Origin of the sequence: Haemophilus influenzae (assembly GCF_900475755.1) — a bacterium.
GTDB classification, from domain to species: Bacteria; Pseudomonadota; Gammaproteobacteria; order Enterobacterales; family Pasteurellaceae; genus Haemophilus; species Haemophilus influenzae_D.
Window position 1 is genome coordinate 612127 of the sequence record NZ_LS483411.1, and the last position, 25346, is coordinate 637472.

General features: G+C 37.5%; 21 protein-coding genes and 5 tRNA genes. 15 read left to right on the forward strand and 11 right to left on the reverse strand.

Annotated features, from left to right (window positions below):
• Positions 1-44: 44 nt before the first annotated feature.
• From DQN24_RS03085 to DQN24_RS03100, 4 genes are all read left to right on the forward strand, one after another.
• Positions 45-1088: a glycosyltransferase family 9 protein gene (locus tag DQN24_RS03085; RefSeq protein WP_111695376.1), complete on the forward strand. Its 1044-nt coding sequence runs from the start codon at positions 45-47 to the stop codon at positions 1086-1088.
• A gap of 334 nt (positions 1089-1422) precedes the next feature.
• Complete coding sequence (locus tag DQN24_RS03090; RefSeq protein WP_111695377.1) at positions 1423-3594, forward strand: TonB-dependent hemoglobin/transferrin/lactoferrin family receptor; 2172 nt, start codon at positions 1423-1425, stop codon at positions 3592-3594.
• Between the two features lie 75 nt (positions 3595-3669).
• On the forward strand, positions 3670-5364 hold the full coding sequence (hxuB, locus tag DQN24_RS03095) for a heme/hemopexin-binding protein HxuB (RefSeq protein WP_111695378.1): 1695 nt from the start codon (positions 3670-3672) through the stop codon (positions 5362-5364).
• A gap of 11 nt (positions 5365-5375) precedes the next feature.
• A complete protein-coding gene (locus DQN24_RS03100; RefSeq protein WP_111695379.1) occupies positions 5376-8126 on the forward strand; it encodes a filamentous hemagglutinin N-terminal domain-containing protein in 2751 nt (916 codons plus the stop codon).
• 95 nt (positions 8127-8221) lie between these two features.
• Here the strand turns inward: DQN24_RS03100 and folB are convergent, their stop codons facing one another.
• Positions 8222-8578 (reverse strand): dihydroneopterin aldolase, encoded by a 357-nt coding sequence (gene folB / locus DQN24_RS03105; RefSeq protein ID WP_005686687.1) that lies wholly within the window; start codon positions 8576-8578, stop codon positions 8222-8224.
• A gap of 82 nt (positions 8579-8660) precedes the next feature.
• Here folB and plsY point away from each other — a divergent pair, with 82 nt between their 5' ends.
• From plsY to rpoH, 5 genes are all read left to right on the forward strand, one after another.
• On the forward strand, positions 8661-9260 hold the full coding sequence (gene plsY, locus DQN24_RS03110; RefSeq protein WP_111695380.1) for a glycerol-3-phosphate 1-O-acyltransferase PlsY: 600 nt from the start codon (positions 8661-8663) through the stop codon (positions 9258-9260).
• A gap of 40 nt (positions 9261-9300) precedes the next feature.
• Positions 9301-11004, forward strand: coding sequence for a nitrate/nitrite two-component system sensor histidine kinase NarQ (gene narQ / locus DQN24_RS03115; RefSeq protein ID WP_111695381.1), 1704 nt, complete (start codon positions 9301-9303; stop codon positions 11002-11004).
• A 9-nt stretch (positions 11005-11013) separates the two neighbouring features.
• Positions 11014-12039: a UDP-N-acetylmuramate dehydrogenase gene (gene murB / locus DQN24_RS03120; protein ID WP_111695382.1), complete on the forward strand. Its 1026-nt coding sequence runs from the start codon at positions 11014-11016 to the stop codon at positions 12037-12039.
• 23 nt (positions 12040-12062) lie between these two features.
• Positions 12063-12374: a DUF2322 family protein gene (locus tag DQN24_RS03125; protein ID WP_111688874.1), complete on the forward strand. Its 312-nt coding sequence runs from the start codon at positions 12063-12065 to the stop codon at positions 12372-12374.
• Between the two features lie 137 nt (positions 12375-12511).
• Positions 12512-13357: an RNA polymerase sigma factor RpoH gene (gene rpoH / locus DQN24_RS03130; protein ID WP_111695383.1), complete on the forward strand. Its 846-nt coding sequence runs from the start codon at positions 12512-12514 to the stop codon at positions 13355-13357.
• A gap of 39 nt (positions 13358-13396) precedes the next feature.
• On the opposite strand, the gene dusC is transcribed toward rpoH, so the two are convergent.
• The 6 genes from dusC to gltX all read right to left on the reverse strand — a co-directional run bounded on the left by dusC (position 13397) and on the right by gltX (position 18398).
• Complete coding sequence (gene dusC, locus DQN24_RS03135; RefSeq protein WP_111695384.1) at positions 13397-14329, reverse strand: tRNA dihydrouridine(16) synthase DusC; 933 nt, start codon at positions 14327-14329, stop codon at positions 13397-13399.
• Positions 14329-15195, reverse strand: a complete 867-nt coding sequence (djlA, locus tag DQN24_RS03140; RefSeq protein ID WP_111695385.1) for a co-chaperone DjlA — start codon at positions 15193-15195, stop codon at positions 14329-14331. Before djlA ends, dusC begins: the two co-directional genes overlap by 1 nt.
• A gap of 78 nt (positions 15196-15273) precedes the next feature.
• On the reverse strand, positions 15274-15915 hold the full coding sequence (gene pyrE, locus DQN24_RS03145; protein ID WP_005686697.1) for an orotate phosphoribosyltransferase: 642 nt from the start codon (positions 15913-15915) through the stop codon (positions 15274-15276).
• A 23-nt stretch (positions 15916-15938) separates the two neighbouring features.
• A complete protein-coding gene (gene rph, locus DQN24_RS03150; protein ID WP_111695386.1) occupies positions 15939-16655 on the reverse strand; it encodes a ribonuclease PH in 717 nt (238 codons plus the stop codon).
• A gap of 144 nt (positions 16656-16799) precedes the next feature.
• Positions 16800-16875, reverse strand: a tRNA-Ala gene (locus DQN24_RS03155).
• Between the two features lie 80 nt (positions 16876-16955).
• The gene (gltX, locus tag DQN24_RS03160; protein ID WP_075913200.1) at positions 16956-18398 is read right to left on the reverse strand and encodes a glutamate--tRNA ligase; all 1443 of its coding nucleotides are present in this window, start codon (positions 18396-18398) and stop codon (positions 16956-16958) included.
• A gap of 170 nt (positions 18399-18568) precedes the next feature.
• Between gltX and DQN24_RS03165 the strand changes: the two genes are divergently transcribed.
• The 5 genes from DQN24_RS03165 to lpt6 all read left to right on the forward strand — a co-directional run bounded on the left by DQN24_RS03165 (position 18569) and on the right by lpt6 (position 20819).
• Positions 18569-18644: transfer RNA gene (locus DQN24_RS03165), tRNA-Val, on the forward strand.
• 43 nt (positions 18645-18687) lie between these two features.
• Positions 18688-18763 (forward strand) — tRNA-Val (locus tag DQN24_RS03170).
• Between the two features lie 58 nt (positions 18764-18821).
• Positions 18822-18897 (forward strand) — tRNA-Val (locus tag DQN24_RS03175).
• A 51-nt stretch (positions 18898-18948) separates the two neighbouring features.
• Positions 18949-19024: transfer RNA gene (locus tag DQN24_RS03180), tRNA-Val, on the forward strand.
• Between the two features lie 121 nt (positions 19025-19145).
• Entirely contained in the window at positions 19146-20819 is a 1674-nt protein-coding gene (lpt6, locus tag DQN24_RS03185) for a phosphoethanolamine transferase Lpt6 (protein WP_111695387.1), read from the forward strand.
• Positions 20820-20836: 17 nt separating this feature from the next.
• Here the strand turns inward: lpt6 and DQN24_RS03190 are convergent, their stop codons facing one another.
• Genes DQN24_RS03190 through DQN24_RS03200 form a run of 3 tightly spaced genes read right to left on the reverse strand, consistent with a single transcriptional unit; the run spans position 20837 to position 22793 of the window.
• On the reverse strand, positions 20837-21646 hold the full coding sequence (locus tag DQN24_RS03190; protein ID WP_111695388.1) for a virulence factor BrkB family protein: 810 nt from the start codon (positions 21644-21646) through the stop codon (positions 20837-20839).
• Complete coding sequence (locus DQN24_RS03195; RefSeq protein ID WP_111695389.1) at positions 21643-22128, reverse strand: YchJ family protein; 486 nt, start codon at positions 22126-22128, stop codon at positions 21643-21645. The genes DQN24_RS03190 and DQN24_RS03195 overlap by 4 nt, the downstream gene beginning before the upstream one ends.
• Before the next feature lie 2 nt (positions 22129-22130).
• Complete coding sequence (locus tag DQN24_RS03200; RefSeq protein ID WP_111695390.1) at positions 22131-22793, reverse strand: MOSC domain-containing protein; 663 nt, start codon at positions 22791-22793, stop codon at positions 22131-22133.
• Positions 22794-23030: 237 nt separating this feature from the next.
• Between DQN24_RS03200 and udp the strand changes: the two genes are divergently transcribed.
• Positions 23031-23789 (forward strand): uridine phosphorylase, encoded by a 759-nt coding sequence (gene udp, locus DQN24_RS03205; RefSeq protein WP_021035718.1) that lies wholly within the window; start codon positions 23031-23033, stop codon positions 23787-23789.
• 224 nt (positions 23790-24013) lie between these two features.
• Here the strand turns inward: udp and DQN24_RS03210 are convergent, their stop codons facing one another.
• Positions 24014-25330 (reverse strand): MFS transporter, encoded by a 1317-nt coding sequence (locus DQN24_RS03210; RefSeq protein ID WP_005689473.1) that lies wholly within the window; start codon positions 25328-25330, stop codon positions 24014-24016.
• Positions 25331-25346 lie beyond the last annotated feature (16 nt).

The window sequence follows — 25346 nt, forward strand, 5'->3', positions numbered from 1 at the left end:
TTCTACTTTAAAATAGGCACAAATTAAATGATAAAGGAACGTTAATGCCACTTTTTACCGAAGCTCCAAAATCCCTTTGTATTCTCCGATTATCAGCTGTAGGCGATGTTTGCCACGCCTTAGCGGTGGTTCAGCACATTCAGGCATATTATCCCCAAACAGAAATGACGTGGATTGTAGGAAAAACCGAAATGGGTTTGCTTTCAGGCATTCCTAATGTCTCGCTCATTCCTTATGATAAAAAAACAGGATGGAAAGGCGTTTTATCACTTTGGAAACAACTAAAAAATAAGCAGTTTGATGCGCTATTAAATATGCAAACAGCATTTCGTGCATCAATCCTTTCTTTAGGAATTAAAGCAAAATTCAAAATTGGATTTGGAGAAAAACGTTCTCGCGAAGGGCAATGGCTATTTGTAAATCGTCGTATCAGAGATCCTTTTTCCCCTCACGTATTAGATGGATTTATGGCTTTCGCTGAATATATTGGCGTACCGAAAGTAGAACCGAAATGGCAATTAGCTATCTCACAAGATGATGATAAATTTGCCGATCAATTTATTGATTTCTCTCGTAAAAATTTATTAATTTCCCCTTGTTCTAGCAAAGCAGAAAAAGATTGGCTAATCGAACGTTATGCAGAGGTTGCCAATATTGCCCATCAGCATAATGTCAATGTGATTTTCTGCAGTTCGCCAGCCAAACGTGAATTAGAAATAGTCGAAAAAATTACCGCACTTTGCCATTTCACGCCAACCAATATTGCAGGAAAAACAAACCTAAAACAGCTTACCGCTTTAATTTCTAAGGTTGATTTGGTACTTTCGCCAGATTCTGGCCCTGCCCATATTGCGACAACACAAGGAACACCCGTTATTGGCTTATATGCCTATCACAATCCTTTGCGGACTGCGCCTTATAATAATTTAGATAACGTGGTATCTGTATATGAAGAAAATGCCCAAAAAGAATTTGGCAAACCGTCATCTGAACTACCTTGGGCAACCAAACTAAAAGGGAAAAATTTGATGGCAGAGATTCAAGTCGAACCCGTTATTGAACAAATGAAAAAATTAGGATTATTTTGAAAAAATGATCTGCATCTCAAAAGTTAGATGGTTAAGTTAAACGTTTTAATATAGCCAACTTGAAAGTTGTTTTTGGAAAGTAAGAGTTTTATTTTTTAAGTTAAAAATCAATAACTTGTTGTTAAATTAGTTTATATTTAGTCATAAAAATCTATACCTTAATCTCTTGCTTATTTAGTCCAATTTTTGCAGGTACAGATTGAAATCCAAAATTAGTTTAAATTTTACGCTACTAAATACAAATGATTATAAATAAATCAATTGATTATTATTGTAATTATCATTATTATCATCGCCATTCTCCTATTTTTAATTATTACAATAAGGAAAACAGATGCGATTTTCTAAACTTTCCCTTGCAATTGCAACAACCTTAGTGACAGCAAATGCACTAGCGCAATCCGTTGAATTAGACTCTATCAACGTTATTGCGACACGAGATCCAAGTAGGTTTGCTTATACGCCAGAAAAACAATCTAAAGATAGTCTTCTTTCTAAGCAAGCGACTAGTGTTGCAGCAGCGTTAGAAGACATTCCAAATGTTGATATTAGAGGCGGTTCGAGAAGCATTGCTCAAAAACCTAATATCCGAGGGTTAAGTGATAATCGTGTTGTGCAAGTCATTGATGGCGTGAGACAAAATTTTGATTTAGCACATAGAGGTTCTTATTTTCTTCCAATGTCACTCATCCAAGAAATTGAAGTAATCAAAGGGCCAAGTAGCTCCTTATGGGGTAGCGGTGCTTTGGGTGGTGTTGTGGCAATGCGTACGCCAAATGCTTTGGATTTATTGAAAAATAATGACAAACTCGGGGTTAAAATTCGCCAAGGTTATCAAACTGCTAATAATTTATCGGAAAGGGATGCTTCTGTATTTGCGGCAAATGACAAATTCGATGTTCTTATTAGTGCTTTCTATAATAATGCGGATAATTTACGCACTGGTAAAGGCAACAAGCTGAATAATACAGCCTATAAACAGTTTGGGGGCTTAGCAAAGTTTGGTTGGCAAATTAATGATGCGAACCGTGTGGAATTATCCCACCGCGAAACTCGTTTTAAACAAACAGCACCAAGCAATAATGAGGTGGAAAACGAACTTACCAATGAAAAAATTATAGATCAAATCAACGAGTTCCACGGACCAAGCGACAGTTTTCCGCCGATAAAAAGAAAACCATCAGAAATATCAGAGTTTTACTCTAAAGTGAAAACACGTTTTGGCAGTGTCAGTTATTTAAGTGATCAACAAATTCCTGATCAAAGCACGGTATTTAACTATTATTTAACGCCTGATAATCCTTATCTAAATACGCATATTGCGCTATACAACAATAAGACTATTGAGAAAGAACAGCGTAAAGTCAGTGGTGTGAAAGATCAGACTAAATTAACTACCCGAGGTATAAATTTACGTAATTCTTCCGAATTATCTCACATTTCCTTTGTTTATGGGGTGGATTATATGCGAGATAAAATTAGTACAGAACGCGGCACAAACAGTAATGATGCGAAGTTTCGAGCGGACCCCTATAATGCGAATTCAAACACTACAGGCGTTTATTTAATCGCCCATATTCCACTATTTGGGGAAAAATTGCTAGTTTCGCCAAGTGTACGTTATGACCACTACGATACCTCAAGTAAAACTGTAAAATATAAGGATAATCATTTATCGCCTGCCACAAAATTAACTTGGAAAGTGACCAATTGGTTAGATTTTTCTGCTAAATATAATGAAGCTTTCCGAGCACCATCTATGCAAGAGCGGTTTGTGAGTGGTGCTCACTTTGGGGCAAATACTCTAGGGCTAGATCAAGTCAATAGATTTGTAGCAAATCCAAATTTGCGCCCTGAAACAGCGAAAAATAAAGAAATTACCGCAAATCTACATTTTGATAGTCTGTTTAAACAAGGCGATAAATTCAAAATTGAAGCGACTTATTTCCGTAATGATGTGAAAGATTTTATTAACTTAAAAATATTTAATGATGCAAAGACAAATACAAATGCAAGTGCAAATCCAAATACAAATACAAATAGAGCATTTTTGCCAACAAAATCCCAGTATCAAAACATAACTAATGCCCGTTTAAGCGGTATTGAGTTGCAAGCTCAATACCAAACAGAACGTTTAACGCTGTTTACTAACTATGGCAGTACCAAAGGTAGAGATAAAGATAGCGGCGAAGCTTTATCAAACATTGCCGCAAGCAAAATCGGCGTAGGGGCAGATTATGCTTTAGTAAAAGACAAATTCACTGTAGGAGCGACAATAACCCATTACGCTGCCCAACATCGAGTGCCTAAAGATCATGGTGTTACCTACCCAAGTTATATACTGACCGATCTTCGTGCTACCTATGCGCCATTAAAAGGCGAATGGAAAAACCTGCGTTTAGATTTTGCGCTGGAAAACTTGTTTGATAGAAAATATCAACCAGCGTTTAGTTTAATGGAAGGCACTGGTCGCAATGCGAAAATTAGTGCGGTTTATAGCTTCTAAATTTACTTTGGAAAAACGCCCTAAAGCTGTTTTCCCTCAATTTTTGTAATTTTATCAATTAATAGGACATAAGGAATGAAAATGAGACCTCGTTATTCTGTTATTGCAAGTGCGGTCAGTTTAGGCTTTGTTTTGAGTAATTCAGTGATGGCATTAGTGCCAAATGCTGGATCATTGAACCGTGAACTAGAACAGCGTCAAATTCAACCAGAAGCCAAACCTAGTGGCGAATTATTTAATCAAGCAGCAAAATCGCCTTATACCGCACAGTATAAACAAGAGCTAAAATTTCCACTTACGCAAGTACAGATTTTAGATCGAAACAATCAGGAAGTGGCGGCAGATGAACTTGCGCATATTTTGAAAAATTATGTAGGAAAAGAGGTATCGCTGTCAGATTTAAGTAATTTAGCAAATGAGATCAGCGAATTTTATCGTCATAATAATTATTTAGTGGCAAAAGCAATTTTACCACCGCAGGAAATTGAGCAAGGTACGGTAAAAATTCTGTTACTCAAAGGTAATGTGGGCGAAATACGCTTGCAAAATCACAGTGCATTAAGCAATAAATTTGTATCCCGTCTTTCTAATACAACAGTAAATACGTCCGAATTTATTTTGAAAGATGAGTTAGAAAAATTTGCTTTAACAATAAATGATGTTCCAGGGGTAAATGCTGGTTTGCAACTCTCCGCAGGCAAAAAAGTCGGCGAAGCGAATTTACTGATTAAGATTAACGATGCAAAACGTTTTTCTAGTTATGTTTCAGTAGATAATCAAGGCAACAAATATACAGGGCGTTACCGTTTGGCTGCGGGGACAAAAGTCAGTAATTTGAATGGCTGGGGCGATGAATTGAAACTGGATTTACTGAGTTCTAATCAGGCTAATTTAAAAAATGCTCGTATAGATTATTCCTCTTTAATTGATGGTTATTCTACGCGTTTTGGTGTAACTGCTAACTATCTCCACTACAAATTAGGTGGTAATTTTAAATCATTACAATCTCAAGGGCATTCCCATACCTTAGGGGCTTATTTGTTGCACCCAACAATCCGTACACCAAATTTTCGTTTAAGTACTAAAGTGAGCTTTAATCATCAAAACCTTACGGATAAACAACAAGCGGTTTCTGTGAAACAAAAACGGAAAATAAATAGTTTAACTGCAGGGATTGACGGCTCTTGGAATCTTATTAAAGATGGGACAACTTATTTTTCATTATCTACCTTGTTCGGTAATTTAGCGAATCAAACTAGTGAAAAACAACATAATGCAGTAGAGAATTTTCAACCACAATCGCATTTTACGGTATATAACTACCGCTTGTCTCACGAGCAAATTTTACCAAAATCTTTTGCTTTCAATATTGGTATAAACGGTCAGTTTGCCGATAAAACCCTTGAAAGCTCACAGAAAATGTTGCTTGGTGGTTTGTCTGGAGTACGTGGACATCAAGCTGGTGCGGCTTCTGTGGATGAAGGGCATTTGATACAAACAGAATTCAAACATTATTTACCAGTCTTTTCCCAAAGTGTGCTAGTAAGCTCATTGTTCTATGACTATGGTTTTGGGAAATCTTATAAACATAGCCAATTTCTCGCAAAAGGCGTGAAAAATAGCGTGAAATTACAAAGCGTTGGTGCAGGACTTTCTCTTTCAGATGCTGGCAGCTATGCCATCAACACTAGTATCGCTAAACCGCTTGATAACAATATTAATAATGCCGATAAACACCAATTCTGGCTTTCTATGATTAAAACTTTCTAAGGAGGTATGCTATGTATAAATTAAATGTAATTTCTCTTATCATTTTGACCACTTGCAGTGGTGCGGCATATGCCTCTACACCGGATTTTCCACAAAAGGATAAAGTAGTTGTTGGGGAGGCAGATGTTTCTACAATTGGAAATAAAATGACGATTGATCAAAAAACCCCAACAACTCAAATAGACTGGCATAGTTTTGACATCGGTCAAAATAAAGAAGTGGAATTTAAACAGCCTGACGCAAATTCTGTGGCATATAACCGTGTAACTGGTGGCAATGCTAGCCAAATTCAAGGGAAATTGACGGCAAACGGTAAGGTTTATTTAGCAAACCCTAATGGGGTTATTATTACCAAAGGGGCACAAATTAATGTAGCTGGTTTACTTGCAACAACCAAAGATTTAGAGAAAATCAGTGAAAATGGCAATAGCAATACCAATACCAATAAATTTACCCGTAAACTAAAAGACGGTCAGGTGGTAAAAGAAGGTCTGGTGCTAAAAGACGGTCGGGTGCTAAAAGAAGGTCAAGTTATCAATGAAGGGGAAATTAAGGCGAAAGATTTCGTGGTACTTAATGGCGATGAAGTTATCAATGAAGGGAAAATTGACGCTACAAATGGCAAAGTATATTTATCCTCAGACTATAATTTTACATTTACCTTATCAGATAGCAGCATAAGTGTGGCATTAGAAGATAATGCAGTACAGAGTATTGTTAAAAATGAAGGGAGCATTAAAGCAGGAGAGATTACGTTAAGTGCGAAAGGGCGTAAAGAAGCATTAGATAGCTTGGTTGTGAATAATGGAGTATTAGAAGCAACTAAAGTTAGCAATCGAAAAGGTAAGATTGTGTTATCTGCTGACAATGTTGAGTTGAATAATAAAAGTGATATTAAAGGGGAGAGTGAGACTGTATTTACCTCAAATAACGAACTTAAAGACAATATAAAAATCACTTCTCAAACTGGATCAAAAGTTACCTCGCCTAAAATCAACTTTAAAGGCAAAAGCGTTAATATCAATGGTAACTTTGGACGTGAAAATAGTGGAACGCACTATAATGATGAACATAAAACATTAAATACAGAAGTTAATATTGACGTGCCAGACACTGAAAATATTCGGATTGCAGATGATAAAGATGATACGGGGACGGATTCATTTATACAAACAGAGGCGTTAAGTTCATTACTAGCTAATAATGGAAAAGTAACTCTTAAAGGAAAGGACGTTAATATTTCAGGACGTATTCATATAGATTCCTTTAAAGGCACAGATTCGCTATTAAAGCTGACTAACCAAGGTCATATTAATATTGATCATGCGGATATTCACTCAAAAGGTCGTTTATTTGTTGTAACGAGTTTGCAGAATAAGGAAGATTTTAAATCAGATATTAAAATTACCGACAGCAAAATAAATCTTGGTAACGGAGCGATAGGATTGGGGCGTAGTGTCAATGAAGAGGATTATGAAAACCGATGGAAGAGAGCAGAAAAGTCACAACGCAAGAAGTTTAATGTTGATATGCGTAATGTAGTCTTTAATCAGGTTGATGATGTGGTTTTAGCGGGTGGATTTGAAAAAGTTAATTTAAATAACATCACCGCCACAGGACAGACGAATTTTTACATTGATGGGGGGGTATCCCGTAATAATTCAAAATATGAATACGGTGTATTGGATTTAGACAAGCGTACACAGTTATCTTCGTTAGAACAAGGCAGACGCCGTTGGAAATATTACAATGATTTAGATTTAGATATGAACAAAGCCTATTGGCATCGTTTTGATATGTTTGCCACCAAAAATACAGGGCGAGCAGCTATTAAAGGCACAGAAATTAATATTTCTAACAGTAATATTAATCTGAAAAATGGATTTGTGCATTTACTGGCAGAAAAAATTAAGTTAGATAATAGCAAGATTGATATTACCTTTGATAAAGATAATTCACAAGATATTTCAACTCAAATTAACCGTTTAGGAATGAATGGTAAAGTCTCAATGGTAAACTCACATATCAAAATCGTGGGCGATGAGAAAAGCGATATATCTCCAAAAGCACCTTATGCTACGATGTTTTTAATCGGGGAATTAATAGGGGAAAAAAGTTCTATTTTTGTGAAATCTCATCAGGGTTACACCTTTAGAACTGATGGCGATACAAAAATTGCAGGTAAAAACAGCAAAGATGACTTGAAAATTACTGCAATTAACACAGGTGGAAGAACTGGGAAGGAAGTGATCATTAATGGTGCGCCAGGCTCAATTGATAATGATGCTAATATTGCCAATATGGCATTTACTATTGGTGATAACGCAAATACCAAAACAACCATTGAAAATGCCGACATCACTGCCTTAGCACCAAACGGTGGGACAGCTTATTTAAGCTCCAAAGGGGTAGAAATTGAGGTAAAATCAAATTCAAATTTCACATTCTTTGAACTGCCTCGTGAGAAAAACTTTAATCAAACAAAAATTAACGGCGATTCTACCAAACTCAGTGAACGTGGTTTTGCTAGACTTTATGACAAAATTAACGGTGTGCGAGCCACCAACTTATCTGCTGAGCAATTGAATGTTACGGACGCAAGCGAAAAAATCATTAATACAAAGTTAGTGAGTAGCTTAGATGTTGAAAAACTTGTTTCTGTTGCAGTTTGTGATGCAGGTAACGGTTGCGAAGAACAACAATTCGGCGATAAAGGTAATAATACTAAAGTGAGTGTTGGAGAGTTAGAAGCTGAACAATAACTATTCAGAACACAAGGTAAAAGTGTAAAGCCAATCTGACAGGCACCAATTAAATTGCATGCCTGTCAGATTTATTAATAGCCACTATCGCTACATTATTTTAAACATCCACGTATAACCAATACGCCAACATTTCGAGCTTGCGCGACGGCTTTTGGTTTACTCAGTTTAATTTTTAATCCTTGAAGTTGATAACGTGACTCAAGCAAATCCGCCACTTCATAAGCCACTCGCTCAATCAGCAAGAAAGGTTTACTTTCCACATAATCAATTATCACTTGGCTCACTTCAGCATAATTTAAACAATATGCAACATCATCCGTTTCTGCCGCTTGTTTACAATCCCAAGCCATTTCCAAATCAAACACAAGTTTTTGTTTTATTTGCTGTTCCCAATCATATACACCGATTTGTGCAAAAACAGTCAATTCTTCAATAAAAATACGATCCATAAGGTTTCCTCTAAAATTATTGTAGGCGTATGCTATCAATTTTGGGTAGAATAACGAACAGTTTTTCTTGCTGGAGTGCAAAATGAGCCTTTTCGCCCTTTTTTATATGCTTTTTGCCTATCTTTTAGGCTCTATTTCCAGTGCGATTTTAATTTGTCGCCTTACTGGATTGCCTGATCCTCGTCAAAATGGTTCACACAATCCTGGTGCGACGAATGTATTACGTATTGGAAATCGTAAGTCTGCCTTGGCGGTGCTTATTTTTGATATGTTAAAAGGGATGATTCCTGTATGGGCAGGTTATTATTTAGGTTTAACCCAATTTGAATTAGGGATGGTCGCACTTGGTGCTTGTTTAGGGCATATTTTCCCCATTTTTTTTCAATTTAAAGGTGGCAAAGGTGTTGCAACTGCCTTTGGAGCAATCGCACCAATTTCTTGGGCTGTTGCAGGTTCAATGTTTGGTACGTGGATCTTTGTTTTTCTTATTAGTGGCTATTCTTCATTAAGTGCGGTACTTACGGCGTTACTCGTGCCTTTTTATGTGTGGTGGTTTAAACCAGAATTTACTTTTCCTGTTGCCTTGGTATGTTGCCTATTAATTTATCGTCATCACGATAACATTCAACGCTTATGGCGTGGTCAAGAAGATAAAGTTTGGGCTAAATTTAAAAAGAAATAAAAATTCTACCGCACTTTTTTAATTTCCACTGGAGTTTTCTGTGCATACCAAGCGTTCTGTTTCCACTCGTATTGCTAAATATTTATTTATTATTTTAATTGTTGCTGGCGTGATTAGTTCTCTGAGTTTAGCGATTATAAGTAGTAATAAATATGATGCGAAAGCTATTAATATTTCTGGTTCATTACGAATGCAAAGTTATCGTTTGCTTTACGAAATGCGGACACAACCAGAAAGTATAGAAAATAATTTGCGTCGTTATCAGGTTAGCTTACATTCTTCTGCATTACTGGAAACGCAAAATCAATTTTTTACACCTAAAGCAGTGAAATTATCTTATCAAACCATTTTGCGACGTTGGGCGATAATGGAAAAATATGCACGTCAGTATGATGTGAAAAATTATAGTGAACAGCTCACAGATTATGTTGCAGATGTTGATCATTTTGTGTTTGAGCTACAACGTTTCAGTGAGCAAAAATGGATTTTGGGCGTATCGGTGCTTTTTTTCGCTATGTTGTTAATTTTAGCTATGGTGTCTTATGTGATTTGGTACACACAGCGAGAAGTTGTGAAACCTTTGCATTTAATGACAAAAGCCAGTATGCAAGTGCAAATGCGTCAATTCAATCATATTCCGCTTGACACAAGGAAACAAAACGAACTTGGCACGCTGGCACGTGTATTTACACAAATGTCCACAGAACTAGGACAACTTTATTCACGTTTAGAAGAAGCTGTAAACGAAAAAACGCAAAAGTTACGCCAAACTAACCGCACTTTAAGCACACTTTATCAAAGTGCTCAACTTCTGAATACAAACACAATTAACGATAAAATTTTAAATCAAGTTTTGAATTACATTTTTATTAGCGAGCATTTGAACTTCGTTAAAGTGGAAGTGATGGGAGCTGAGCATTGGGATATTACATTGGGTGAGCGAGAAACCGATAGTGCATTACAAATCGAACCCCTTTCTGTGGATAACGAAGAATTAGGTGTACTCTCTTGGCAAGCGGGACTACCTTGTCCAGATCCCCGCATTATGCAAAATTTAGCGCAAATGCTTGCTCGTGCGCTTTATTTCCATAAAAATTTACGCCAGAAAGAACAGCTTTTATTAATGGAAGAACGCTCAATTATTGCGCGAGAATTGCACGATTCCTTGGCACAAGTCTTATCATTTTTACAAATTCAACTTACTTTGCTCAAACATAACCTGAAGAAAGAAGACGAACAATCAAAAGAAAAGAGTTTGGCAATTATTGCCGATTTTGAACAAGCCCTTTCTGGTGGTTACGCACAGTTACGCGAGCTTTTAGCCACTTTCCGTTTAACCATACAAGAAGCGAATTTACAACTCGCTTTAGAACAGGTAATTAATTCTTTACGCACTCAAACTTCAATGCAAATGAATGTAAAAAGTCAATTACCCTCACAAAGTTTAAATCCTCAACAGTTAGTGCATATACTTCAAATTGTGCGTGAGGCAACAACCAATGCAATCAAACATTCTCAAGGCACAGCAATTGAAATAAGTGCAAGAATTAATGCAGAAGGCGAATATGAAATTTTAGTTGAAGATGATGGGGTTGGCATTCCAACTCTTGAAGAACCAGAAGGGCATTACGGCTTGAATATTATGGCGGAACGCTGTCGTCAGCTTAATGCACAATTGCATATTCATCGCCGTGAACAAGGCGGCACGCAAGTCAAGATTACCTTGCCGCATACATTATTTTAGGACATCAAAATGCAAAATTTACAGCCTTTTCATACTTTCCATATTCAGTCTAATGCTCGTGAAATTATTGAAGCACATAGTATCGAACAACTACAACAAGTGTGGGCGCATTCTAAATCAGAAAATTTACCCGTACTTTTTTTAGGTCAAGGCAGTAATGTTCTGTTTCTGGATGATTTTAATGGCGTGGTGGTTTTAAATCGTTTAATGGGGATTACGCACGAACAAAATGCACATTTTCACTATCTTCACGTCAATGGTGGGGAAAATTGGCATAAATTGGTGGAATGGTCTATTAATAATGGTATTTATGGCTTAGAAAATCTGGCTTTAATTCCTGGCTGTGCAGGATCTGCGCCTATTCAAAATATCGGTGCTTATGGCGTTGAATTTAAAGATGTGTGCGATTATGTGGATGTACTTAATTTAAACACGAATGAAACCTTTAGACTCGACACAGAACAATGTGAATTTGGTTATCGTGAAAGTACTTTTAAACATCGTTATCAGCAAGGTTACGTGATTACAGCGGTTGGATTAAAGCTTAAAAAAGATTGGCAGCCTATTCTAAAATATGGTTCGCTTGTAGCGTTCGATCCAAAAACTGTCACGGCTAAACAAATTTTTGATGAAGTCTGTCATATCCGTCAAAGTAAATTACCTGATCCAAATGAAACGGGTAATGCAGGGAGTTTCTTTAAAAATCCAGTTGTCAGTTCAGAACATTTTGAGGAAATCAAAAAACATCACAAAAATCTACCGCACTTTCCACAAGCAGATGGCTCAGTGAAATTAGCGGCAGGCTGGCTGATTGATCAATGTAATCTTAAAGGTTTTCAAATAGGAGGGGCTGCGGTTCATAAAAAACAAGCATTAGTGTTAATTAACAAAAGTGGGGCAACAGGACAAGACGTAGTCAAACTTGCCCATCACGTTCGCCAAACTGTTGCAGAAAAATTCGGTGTATATTTGCAACCTGAAGTAAGATTTATCAGTGCAACTGGCGAAGTAAATAGCGAGCAAACTATCGCATAATTTTATAAACTAAGGATAACACTATGAACTTTAAAGAAATTTTAGAAACCTTGCCCAACATCGATCATCTAATGGGTTTAAATGTGATGAATGGAGAAACTATTATCCATAACATTCCTGCGATACAAGGTAAATTAGGATCGCTTCGCCTTTATAATGCGTTGGCTGAAAAATTTAACGGGAAATTAAACCGAACTTCCGCACAACAAGGTGTTGAATGGTTTGCAGAACACGTCGAAGATGCAAAAGCGAATCCAGGCAAACATCCAAACATTGATTTACTATTTAAAGTGGTTGATGAAAATCTTAATTTAACCCTCATTCCACTTTGCTAATTAATCAGAGTTATTTAGAATAATTGAACTTTTGATTGATAAACCCTGTCTTATTAACAAATTGGTTCAATAAGATAGCTTATTGTGCTATAACTAAGTACATTGATTGGCAAAAGCCAAAATAAAGAAGGGAAACGATGGATAAAGAAACACAAATGATGTTAGTTCCTCAAGGCAGTATCGAAGGTTATATTCGTGCGGCAAATGAATATCCGATGCTGACCGCAGAGGAAGAAAAGGAATTGGCAGAACGTTTGTATTATCACGAGGATTTAGATGCTGCGAAAAAACTCATTTTGTCGCATCTTCGTTTCGTGATCCATGTTGCACGTGGCTATTCTGGCTATGGCTTGCCTCAAGCGGATTTAATCCAAGAAGGCAATATCGGGTTAATGAAAGCGGTAAAACGTTTTAACCCTGAAGTTGGTGTACGTTTGGTGTCATTCGCCGTACATTGGATTAAAGCGGAAATCCACGAATATGTGCTTCGTAACTGGCGTATCGTAAAAGTAGCGACCACGAAGGCTCAACGTAAATTATTTTTCAACCTACGCAAAACTAAACAACGTTTAGGTTGGTTCAATGAAAATGAAGTTGATATGGTGGCAAATGAATTGGGTGTTTCCAAAGAAGATGTGATCGAAATGGAATCGCGTATGAGCGGTGCCGATGTAGGTTTTGATTTACCCACTGATGATGCAGAAACAGAGACTTACTCTCCATCCCTTTATTTGGAAGATAAAAGTTCTAATTTCGCTGCAGAGCTTGAAAATGAAAACTTTGAAAGCCAAGCCACTGAGCAACTAAGCACGGCATTACAAAGTTTGGATGCGCGCAGCCAAGATATTATCAAAGCTCGTTGGTTAGATGATAACAAAGCAACATTACACGACTTAGCAGCAAAATATAATGTCTCTGCGGAACGTATCCGTCAATTAGAAACCAATGCACTGAAAAAATTAAAAAGTGCGGTCAATTTTTAAATAATTTATAAAAAGAAAACCTGCTGATTAGCAGGTTTTTTATTTATCATTTAAACGTAATTTCAAATCTTCAGCAGTTTGGCAAGTCTTAATCTTATCAAACACTTTGTTCGCCTCATCATATTCCTTATTCAAATAACGTAACCATTGTTTAATTCGTGCCACATGGTAAAAACCGCTGCCATATTCATTTTCAACATTCGCATATTTTTGCAAGATTTTTTGAATCTCACGCCAAGGCATTTTTTCTGTATTTGATTTCAGAACATGACTTAAATTCGGAATATTCAACGCACCTCGTCCCACCATTAAATCCTGACAACCTGTTTGAGATAAGCAATCTTGCCCATCTTGCCAATGCCAAATTTCTCCGTTAGCAATAACAGGAATGGATAAATGCTCTCGAACTTTACCAATTTTTTTCCAATTAATTCGATCAGCACGATAACCATCAGATTTTGTGCGTCCATGAACTGTAATTTCGGTTGCTCCCCCTTGCTCTACCGCATCAGCGATTTCAAAAGCTTGAGAAATATTATCCCAGCCTAACCGCACTTTTACACTAACGGGGAATTCACTTGGCACGGCTTGGCGTAAGGCTTGAGTGGCACGATAAATCAATTCAGGCTGTTTCAATAATGCCGCACCACCATTACTGCCATTTACAGTTTTAGAGGGGCAACCACAATTTAAATCAATGCCATGAGAGCCAAGTTCTATCGCACGAATCGCATTTTCAGCAAGGCATTCTGGATGCTGCCCTAGCAACTGCACTCGCACAGGCGTGCCAGAAGAAGTAAAGCCCTGATTTTTTAATTCAGGGCATAAACGATAAAATACTTTTTCAGGGAGAAGTTGATCAACTACACGAACAAATTCTGTTATACATAAATCGTAGTCATTCACTTCAGTGAGAAGTTGGCGTACAAAGGGATCAAGAACCCCTTGCATAGGCGCAAGAATAACACGCACTATTTCCAGCCTTTTGCTTTACAAATTAAATCGTAAGCAGCTTGAATCTGTTGCGTTTTTTCTTTTGCCATTTCCATCATTTCTGGCGGTAAACCTTTCGCCACGAGTTTATCTGGATGGTGTTCATTCATTAAACGACGATAAGCGCGTTTTACTACTTGTTGCTCGTCGGACTCAGTCACACCCAATACTTTATAGGCATCATTTAAAGTTGGGCCAGAAGCATGTTGGTAACCACCACTATTTTGTTGCTGATATTGGTAGCCACCTTGATATGCACCTTGTTGATATTGCTGATAGAAACCGCCTTGAGTAAAAGCTCGAGCAGCCATTTCCATTGCAATCATTTGTTCAAATTGCATACGAGAAAGACCAAGTTCTTCAGCAATCACATAAAGCACTTCTTTCTCATTTTCGTGAAGTTCTGAATCGGCAAAAGCCGCTTGAACTTGCACTTGTAAGAACATTCGCAATAAATCAGTACGTTGCCCACAACCAATGCGAAATTCACGGATCACTTGACGAATTGGGAAATCAGATTCTTTACCACGACGAAACGCATCCTGTGCTAATTTACGCCCTGCATCATCTAGTTTAAGCTGAATCATTAATTGATTAGCTAATTGGATATCTTCTTCTGTTACACGCCCTTTCGATTTGCTTAAATGCCCTAGCACTGCAAAGGTGGTTTGCATAAACAAGTCTTGACGCGTTGTTTTCTTTTTAAAGAAACTAGAACTTACCGAACCAAGTTCATACAATTTTTTATCTGCGATGGAGCCTAAGATTAGCCCAGCAATCGCACCAAAAAATCCACCAACTTTCCAACCTAAAAATACGCCTATAATTTTTCCAATAAAATTCATTCTTTCCTCTGTTAAGTCAAAGTGCGGTTATTTTTATAATGTTATTTATAATGATAACAAAAATTTATTTCTCAAGTTTTATACGCCAAATTCGGCACGATAAGCACGCATTTCTGGCAAATGGCTACTGTATCGCGGATCTTGTTCAATAAATTGCATCAAATCATCTAAATCAATAATTGATAACACTTGGCATTGATAATCACGTTCTACTTCTTGAATTGCTGAAAGCTCGCCTTTTCCTCGTTCCTTACGGTTTAAGGCGATTAATACTGCCGCAAGCTCTGCCTGATTTGCACTGATTAATTCCATAGATTCACGAATTGCAGTACCAGCCGTAATCACGTCATCCACAAGCAAAATTTTTCCTTGCAATGGACTACCAATTAAATTGCCGCCCTCTCCGTGATCTTTCACTTCTTTGCGATTAAAACACACGGGTTTATCAATACCATAACGATTAAATAACGCCACCGAAACTGAAGTGCCAATTGGAATACCTTTGTAAGCCGGGCCAAAAACAACATCAAAATCTACCGCACTTGCCTGAATTGCCGCAGCATAAAACTCGCCTAAACGCGCTAAATCTGCCCCCGTATTAAACAAACCTGCATTGAAAAAATACGGACTTTTACGCCCCGATTTCAAAGTAAACTCGCCGAATTTCAATACATTTCGGCTTAAAGCAAATTCGATAAAATCGCGTTTATATTGTTCCATTTTTTAATCCCTATAAACTATGTTTATAAGCCTAACGCTTCGCGTTGAGCGATGAAAATTTGATTACAGCCTTGTTTCGCTAAATCTAATAATGTTAATAATTCTTCATGGCTAAATGGCTCGCCTTCTGCGGTGCCTTGTACCTCAATCATGCGACCATCTTCCATCATCACAACATTCATATCAGTTTCTGCTGCAGAATCTTCCACATATTCCAAATCACAAACGGCTTGCCCCTCAACAATCCCTACAGAAATCGCCGAAACTAGACCTTTAATTGGGTTAGTTTTTAACGTGCCATTCTCAATTAAACCGTTGATCGCATCACATAATGCGATAGCAGCACCAGTAATGGATGCGGTACGTGTGCCGCCATCTGCTTGAATAACATCGCAATCTAAAGTAATCGCACGTTCGCCAAGTGCTTTGAGATCCACCATCGCACGCAAAGAGCGAGCAATTAAGCGTTGAATTTCCATTGTGCGTCCGCCTTGTTTACCTTTAGCCGCTTCACGTTGCATACGACTATGTGTTGAACGTGGCAACATTCCATATTCAGCCGTGACCCAGCCTTGTCCTTGTCCTTTTAAGAAACGTGGTACAGCATCTTCCACTGTTGCAGTACAAAGCACTTTGGTGTCCCCAAATTCAACAAGCACGGAACCTTCAGCGTGCTTGGTGTAATTACGGGTAATTTTAATTTGGCGGAGTTGATTATTTTCTCGATTATTTGGACGCATAATTATTCCTTGATATGGTTTCTAACGATGTAATAAAAAAGCGTACTATTCTAGCACGCTTTGATTTTTATTTTTGTTAAAATTCACTAAGATATTGATTATTGATAATAAAAAAGCAAGGTAAGTAACCTTGCTTTATTAATTTGGTGGAGATAATCGGGATCGAACCGACGACCTCTTGAATGCCATTCAAGCGCTCTCCCAACTGAGCTATATCCCCATAAAAGACAGCAATATGATAAAATTTGACTATGTGGCTGTCAATACGATTTTATTATGTGTTTGTTATCCGATTAAATATTAAGCGTTTTGTGCATTAATAAAATCAATTGCGCGCTGAATACGTGTAAGTACACGATCTCTGCCGATACCGACTAGGGTAACATCCATTGATGGAGATTGACCAGAGCCTGTCACAGCAACACGTAATGGCATGCCAACTTTGCCCATTCCTACTTCTAATTCAGCAGCCGTTTGCTCAATCGCTTCGTGAGTAGAATGTAAATCCCAGCTAGAAAGTGCGGTTAATTTTTCTTTTATTTTTGTAAGCGCTTCAACAGCATTGCCTTTGAAATGTTTTTTCGCTGCAGGTTCATCAAAGGTTTCAAACTCTTCAAAGAAATAGCGGCTTGAGCTAGCCATTTCTTTTAAGGTTTTGCAGCGTTCCGCAAGCATAGAGACAATTTCAGTTAATGCAGGACCATTGGTTGTATCAATGCCTTGATCTTTGTAATGCCATTCAAGATGTTTAACCACATATTCTGGCGGTAATTCACGGATATAATGTTGATTCAACCATTGTAATTTTTCAGTGTTGAATGCACTAGCTGATTTGCTAACGTGATCTAATTCAAAATAATTGATCATTTCTTCGCGACTGAAAATTTCTTGGTCGCCATGTCCCCAGCCTAAACGCACAAGATAGTTGATTAAAGCTTCTGGTAAGTAACCATCATCACGATATTGCATTACGCTCACTGCACCATGTCGTTTAGAGAGTTTTTGACCATCATCTCCATTAATCATGGAAACGTGCGCATAGGTTGGAATTGGGGCTCCAATGGCTTTTAAAATGTTAATTTGACGTGGCGTGTTGTTGATATGATCTTCGCCACGGACAACGTGTGTGATACCCATATCCCAGTCATCTACAACCACGCAGAAGTTATAAGTTGGCGAACCGTCTGTGCGACGAATAATAAGATCATCAAGTTCACTGTTGCTGATTTCAATGCGACCACGTACGGCATCATCAAATACTACCGAGCCTTCAGTTGGATTTTTGAAACGTACAACGTGAGGTTCATCTGGAGAGCGGATGTGATCGTGTAAGCAGTGGCGGTCATAACGTGGTTTTTCTTTATTTTGTTCTTGAGTATGACGAAGTTCTTCTAAGCGATCTTTAGTACAATAGCAACGATATGCTAAGCCTTGTTCAATCATTTCATCGATCACTTGGTTGTAACGATCAAAGCGTTTAGTTTGGTAATAAGGGCCATGCTCCCACGGAAGATTTAACCATTCCATTCCTTCAATAATTGCAGCTGTTGCTTCTGGTGTTGAACGCTCTAAATCTGTGTCTTCAATTCGTAATACAAATTCGCCGTTATTATGTTTTGCGTATAACCAGGAATAAAGTGCGGTACGTGCGCCACCTACATGTAAATAACCTGTAGGGCTAGGAGCAAAACGAGTACGCACTTTTACATTTGGATCTAAATTAAAAGGAGCATCTAGTTTCATTTTTATAACCTATCTTCAATAAAATATTAGTCGTTATTCTACTACGACTTGTTTGACTTCTAAATAAAAAAGCGGATTTTATGCTTATTTTTACGACAATTAAACAAAATTTAGTAAAAAGGTATTGACTGAAAATGCATTCTCCCTATAATGCCAACCCACAACATTAAGGGCGATTAGCTCAGTTGGGAGAGCACCTCCCTTACAAGGAGGGGGTCACTGGTTCGAGACCGGTATCGCCCACCACTTCTCTAAAAAGTGTTCTTAATGTTACTAAGTTTGACCAAGCGGGCGATTAGCTCAGTTGGGAGAGCACCTCCCTTACAAGGAGGGGGTCACTGGTTCGAGACCGGTATCGCCCACCACTTTTCTAAAGTGTCCTTTCCGCTCAAACTTTCCCTTTATATTTAAACGCTTTCTAGTGGGCGATTAGCTCAGTTGGGAGAGCACCTCCCTTACAAGGAGGGGGTCACTGGTTCGAGACCGGTATCGCCCACCACTTAAAAGTGTTTAAATAAACCGAAAATTTAGGGTTTTCCTTAATATTATCGGGCGATTAGCTCAGTTGGGAGAGCACCTCCCTTACAAGGAGGGGGTCACTGGTTCGAGACCGGTATCGCCCACCACTTTATTTTCAAATTATCTAAATAATTTTCTTTTCCCGTTCAATCTATTACGTTTACGTGATAAAGTATTCAGATATTGTCATGTCTTATTTTAGTCTGTTATGCATCATAGGGAAAATTTATGATCGCTTATATTTTCTTAGCTTTATTCACGATTGCGGCAGTGATTTTTATCATAAACTCCCATTATCGTTGGACTTATTTCTTTGCTATCGCACTCTTTTCTTTTTTATTTGGCGGTATGCTTATGGTTTCCGGTCAATGGCAACGTGCTTTAAATTTTTCATCTGTGCTTTTTGTGGTACTGATGTTATTTCACCGTTTAAAAATTCATTATTACAAACAACCTTTGCTAATTTCAGATTTCTTTCTTGTGGTGGATTGGCGAAATTGGGAAACTTTAATTCATTATAAAGGTGCATTGTTTGACGTTATTGGGCTACTTGCGTTATTAGGTTATGCGATTTTTGGTTTCAATGATGTCGAGTCTTTAGGGGTATTAGGTAACAGCATTGGAGCGTTATTGTTTATCCTTAGCTTTAGTTTGATGTGGCATTATTCTAAAAAGCCAAGTGCGGTGCAAGTTTGGTTAGATTCTTTGCCTGATGATGGTCGTGATGTGTTTTTAAATTTACCAATGTCTTGCCGCGGTATTTTTTTCAAAGTGCCAAGTTTTGATGGCAATAGCCAAAATTTTATTGAAAAAATGACCGCACTTTCATCTGAAACAAACAACCTATCTGAAACAAACAACCTATCTGAAACAAAACCCGATATTGTTGTAACATTAATGGAATCCACGCTGAACCCTCATCAATTTGCTTTTAGTCAGCAATCTATTCCACCACTTTCCATGTTTGAGCCTCAAAATGATACGGTATTTACTTCGCCATTGCGTGTACATACTTTTGCTGGCGCAACCTGGAAATCAGAATTTGCTTTTTTAGCCGGTGTGCCTTCGACTGATTTTGGTACGTTAGCAAGTGGCGTTTTTTATTCTGTTGTACCGCACTTGCAATCAGGTTTAGTGAAAAATCTAAAAGCACAAGGATATTTTTGTGTTGCCTTGTCGCCTTTTACAAAAGGTAATTACAATGCGAAATCCGCTTATGATCATTTCGGTTTTGATTTGATGTTACAGCCGCAAGATCTTGGTTATCCTGCACCTATTAGTAAAAATCTTTGGGATATTAGTAGTGAAGAAATGATGAAGTACACCCGAATGATTTTGGAAAAGCAGTATCCTGCGTTAGAAAATGTAGATCAACCGATGTTTGTTTATGTATTGACTATGCGTGAACATGGTCCATATGAATTAGGTATGGAAAATAAATTTAACCTTCAAATGCCTAATTTAGGGGCTAAAAGTATTTCTGCATTGAATGACTATACTCAACGTATTGTCGCATTGAATGATGCGATTGAAGGAATGAATAACTATTTACATGAACGTAAAAAGCCTTTTGTTCTAGGTTATTTCGGTGATCACCAAGTGGCATTTGATAATGTTATCCCACCGAAGAAAGGGGATTATGCACAGCCCGATTATGTGACTCAATTTGTTGTAAGAAGTAATTGTGCGAGTCAATTTAAACAAGAACAACGTTTTTTAGATCTCGCTTTTGTTGGAGGTGTTTTGATGAATGTAGCTGGATTATCAGCAGAAGATGAATTTATGAAAGCGAATATGGCAATGTGCAAATTAAGTAATGGAAAATTAGAAGATTCTTCTGATATTCAGCTACTCAATGATTATCGCCATTATTTATATCAAACATTGGCGATTGCCCGATAATTTTCTTAGATCGAGCATTATTGCTCGATCTGCTCGCCAATTTCATCCAAGGTTGAAGCTAATTGCGCACCAACTAATACCACAAGCCAACTTATTTGAATCCACAATAACATAATTGGTAAAGTTGCCATTGCACCGTAAATTAATTGATAAGAGGGAAAAGTAACGATATACCAAGTAAATGCTTGTTTACCAAGAGTGAAAAAAACCGCGGCAAGAAATGCACCGTAAGCTGAATGCTTAATTTTCACTTTTTTATTCGGTACAACCGTATAAATAAGCGTAAAAATAAACCAAGTAAATAAAAAAGGCACAAAACTGAGCAATTTTAAGCCTAATGATAAATGTTCCGATTGCTCAAACATTATTTTAATATACGAACTAATCCCAATGCTCACGCCAATAATAAGTGGGCCAAGTGTCAAAATCATCCAATAAATCGCAAAAGAAGAAAGCGGAGAGCGAGATTGACTATTGTGCCAAATACTATTTAGTGTTCGGTCGATATTATTAATCAACATCAAGGCTACCGCAATCAAGCTAATAATACCAACAGCACTCATTTTTTTGGAATTTAAGACAAATTGATCGATATATTCGCCCACCATATCACTCGCTGATGGCGCAAAATTAGTGAAAATCATTTCTTTCAATTCTCCCGTCACTTCATTGAATACAGGAAAAGCAGAGAAAATAGAAAAAATAACCATAACCAAAGGAACCATTGCTAACATTGTGCTATAAGTCAATGCGCCAGCTACTTGATTAAGTTTATTTTCTGAAAAACGTTTCCAAAAGAGCAGGCTAAATTGTTTCAATGAAATCATAAAAATCCCCCACAGCAATGTTTAAATTTTTTACTCGAACCACATACACAAGGTTGTTTCATTGTAGGCAAGGATACTGTCGGATCAACAAAATACCAACGATCTTTAATTTTCACAAAAATTGACCGTTCTTGATGGGCTTGCTCACATTCATCGCCTTGAAAAATCGCTTTAAATTCCACCGCACTTTGAGTTTTTGTAAGGCTTTCTGTTTTTAGAATTTCTAATCCTAGCCACACGGTGTTGTCCGCCCATTCTTGCAATAACCTAGGCTCTAATAAAGTTTGTTGGCTTGGCACAGTTGTTACAACAATATAGGGAATATTTTTTAACACATAAGCCGTATAACGTGAACGCATAAGTTGCTCTGCCGTTTCGGGAAATGCTTGTTTTAAATGAAATTTTCCACAACAATCCGCATAATGATGACCAGATTGACAAGGACAATTTTCTAAAGAAAGTGCGGTTGAAATTTCTGACATATTTATCTCTGTTGTTTGAATTTCGATACTTGCGATCGAATTGAGCGTTTAAAGGCTTCAGCTAATACTTCAATATCTAATGCTGCTTCTAGTTCAGCTTCATTTTCGGGTGAGGATAACAAGCGATTTAAATGACGAATTGTTATTTGCGGATAAGGACGGGAGAGTAATTTTAGTTCATCGTTTTGCTTAATTATTCCTGTTTCAATAATACGAACATACCATCCACTAAGCCCCGTTTGATAAATAATATCACGTGTATTTTCGTTTTCTGTATTTTTTGATAAACGTTCGCAAGGTTTGCGTGGCTGGGATACTTCTAAAATGGTTGAACCGATTTGATAACGATCGCCAATACACACATTGTCTTCATTCAAGCCTGACACGACAAAATTTTCTCCGTATGTCGCAGTATCCATATAAGAAAAATCTTTATTTAATAAAGCATTTAATTTATTAAAAGAATCTACCGACATAAAAAAGAGAGCTTTATCTACACCACCGTGATGTTTTTTCAAACCCACATCGTTTCCTTCCGCACCAAGAGAATGAATTTTTACCGATGGCACAACTTTTTTACGAATCGCGCTTTCGTATTGGCTTCCATCTGAAAAGGTTAGGGTTTGAACTTCCCCTACTTTTATAACTAAAATTTTTGCATTCATTTTATTTTTCGCTTGTTCTAGAAAAAATTTACGTGGAATTATAACCGAAAACGTTTAACTTTTTGACCGCACTTCTTTTTTTACTTATTATTAGTTATCAGAAAAATGAAAGAAAAATAATGAAAATGTTTGAAAAAGAAAACAAAATTTTCTAAAAATGTTTTATTTCTTTTCTTTACAATAAGATTTTTCCTAAGGGCGAAATCATCACGTTCAATGATAATAAGGAGATTTATTATGTCAGACGTATTTCACTTAAACCTCACTAAAGCACAACTTAAAGGCGCAACACTCGCTATTGTTCCAGGCGATCCTGCGCGCAGTGAGCGTATTGCGAAACAACTTGATAACCCAGAGTTTCTTGCAAGCACGCGTGAATTTACATCGTGGTTAGGTTATGTCAATGGTCAGCCTATTGTTGTATGTTCTACGGGTATTGGTGGCCCTTCAACATCAATTTGTGTGGAAGAACTGGCTCAACTTGGTGTACGTACTTTCTTACGTATTGGTACAACGGGTGCAATTCAACCGCACATTAATGTAGGCGATGTTCTTATCACAACCGCTTCTGTTCGCTTAGATGGCGCAAGCTGTCATTTCGTACCTTTAGAATATCCCGCTGTGGCAAACTTTGAATGTACAACCGCACTTTATAATGCAGCGAAAGCAAAAGGTATCGAGCCTTATGTGGGTATAACCGCTTCATCTGATACATTCTATCCTGGTCAAGAACGTTATGATACCTATAGCGGTAAAGTATATCGTGATTACCAAGGGCTACTTAAACAATGGCAAGATTTGAATGTAATGAACTACGAAATGGAATCCTCAACATTGTTCACTATGTGTAGTGCATTGGGTTTACGTGCAGGAATGGTTGCAGGCGTGATTGTAAACCGTACTCAACAAGAAATTCCAAATGAAGCAACAATAAAGCAAACGGAAGAAAAAGCTGTGTCTGTTGTGATCGCAGCTGCACAAGCGTTGTTAAGTTAAATTAATATTTATTTGAAGCAATAAAACCTTATTTTATTCTGCACCTTAATTAGATTTATTTTCTAACGAAGTAAGGTGCAGATTTTTTATTAACAAACTGCGATCTTCTGATCAATTTAATCAAAGTAGTCTATTTGCTCGTTGGCATTAAAACCTAAACTTGATATAAGTTCTAAATAAACTATTTCTAAAGGCTAAATAACCTGAAATATTGATGACTAAAATTAGATTTCTGTTAAATCTACATTTTTAGTCTCTTTTGAGGCTAATAATGCCAAGAGAGTCATTAATACATTGATTGCTAAATAAATCCCTACGCCCATTACACCAAATGACGCATTAATTTTTAAAGAAATCATCGCCGCAATTGTTGCACCAATAATTGATGCCAAATTATAGGCGAGAGATGCGCCTGAATAACGCACTTCCGTTGGGAACAATTCTGGTAATAACGCTGCCATTGGACCAAATGTCATTCCCATAATCGCCATACCAATCACTAAAAATGCAAATACGCTAACTGGTGTGCCATTTTCTAAGAATAACGGCATTGCTAAACCAAGCACACCGATAGCAATAGTTACCCAAATTAACCATTTACGACGACCGATTTTATCGGCATAAACACCAGAAATACTAATAAAAATACCAAATACAATCGCACTAATTAATAACAAGCCAGTAAATGTATTTGCTGGGATACCTAAGCCAAGCGCATAACCTGCTTCAGAAAGCTTTGGCGCGGTTCGAGAATATGCCTGTGCAAAAGCCGTCATAATGTAAAACAGAGAATAAGTTGCCACCATAATAAATGTACCAATGATCATTGGTTTTAAGTGTTTGGTAAACACAACACTCACTGGTGCATTCAATTTTTTGCCTTTTTGCTCTGCTTCCACAAATACGTGGCTTTCGTGCAAAGTTAAGCGAACATATAAACCAACTGCAACTAATAAAATGGAAGAGACAAACGGAATACGCCACGCCCATTCAACAAGTGCATTATGACCAAGTAAATAGCTAACTAAGAAGAACGTTCCATTAGCGACAAATAAACCAATTGGTGCGCCTAATTGAGGGAAAGTACCGTACCAAGCTCGTTTTCCTTCTGGTGCATTTTCTGTTGCGACTAACGCTGCACCGCCCCATTCGCCACCGAGTCCAATACCTTGACCAACACGGCATACGCAAAGCAAAATCGGCGCCCAAATACCAATTTGAGCATAGTTAGGAAGTAAACCAATTACTACCGTTGAACCACCCATTAAAACAAGGGAGGCAACCAAGGTTTTTTTACGACCAATTTTATCGCCGAAGTGACCAAATAATGCAGAACCAATAGGGCGCGCAAAAAATGCAAGTGCAAGCGTAGAAAGAGAAAGTAAGTCATTAGAAAGCGGATCATCGCTTTGGAAGAATTGCGTATTAAAAACTAATACAGCGGCAGCCGCATAGATATAATAATCAAAAAATTCGATTGCTGTACCGACCATCGAGGCTAACGCCACTTTCATCGGATTATTGCGAAGTTGTGTAGACATTGTGTTTTCCTAGAAG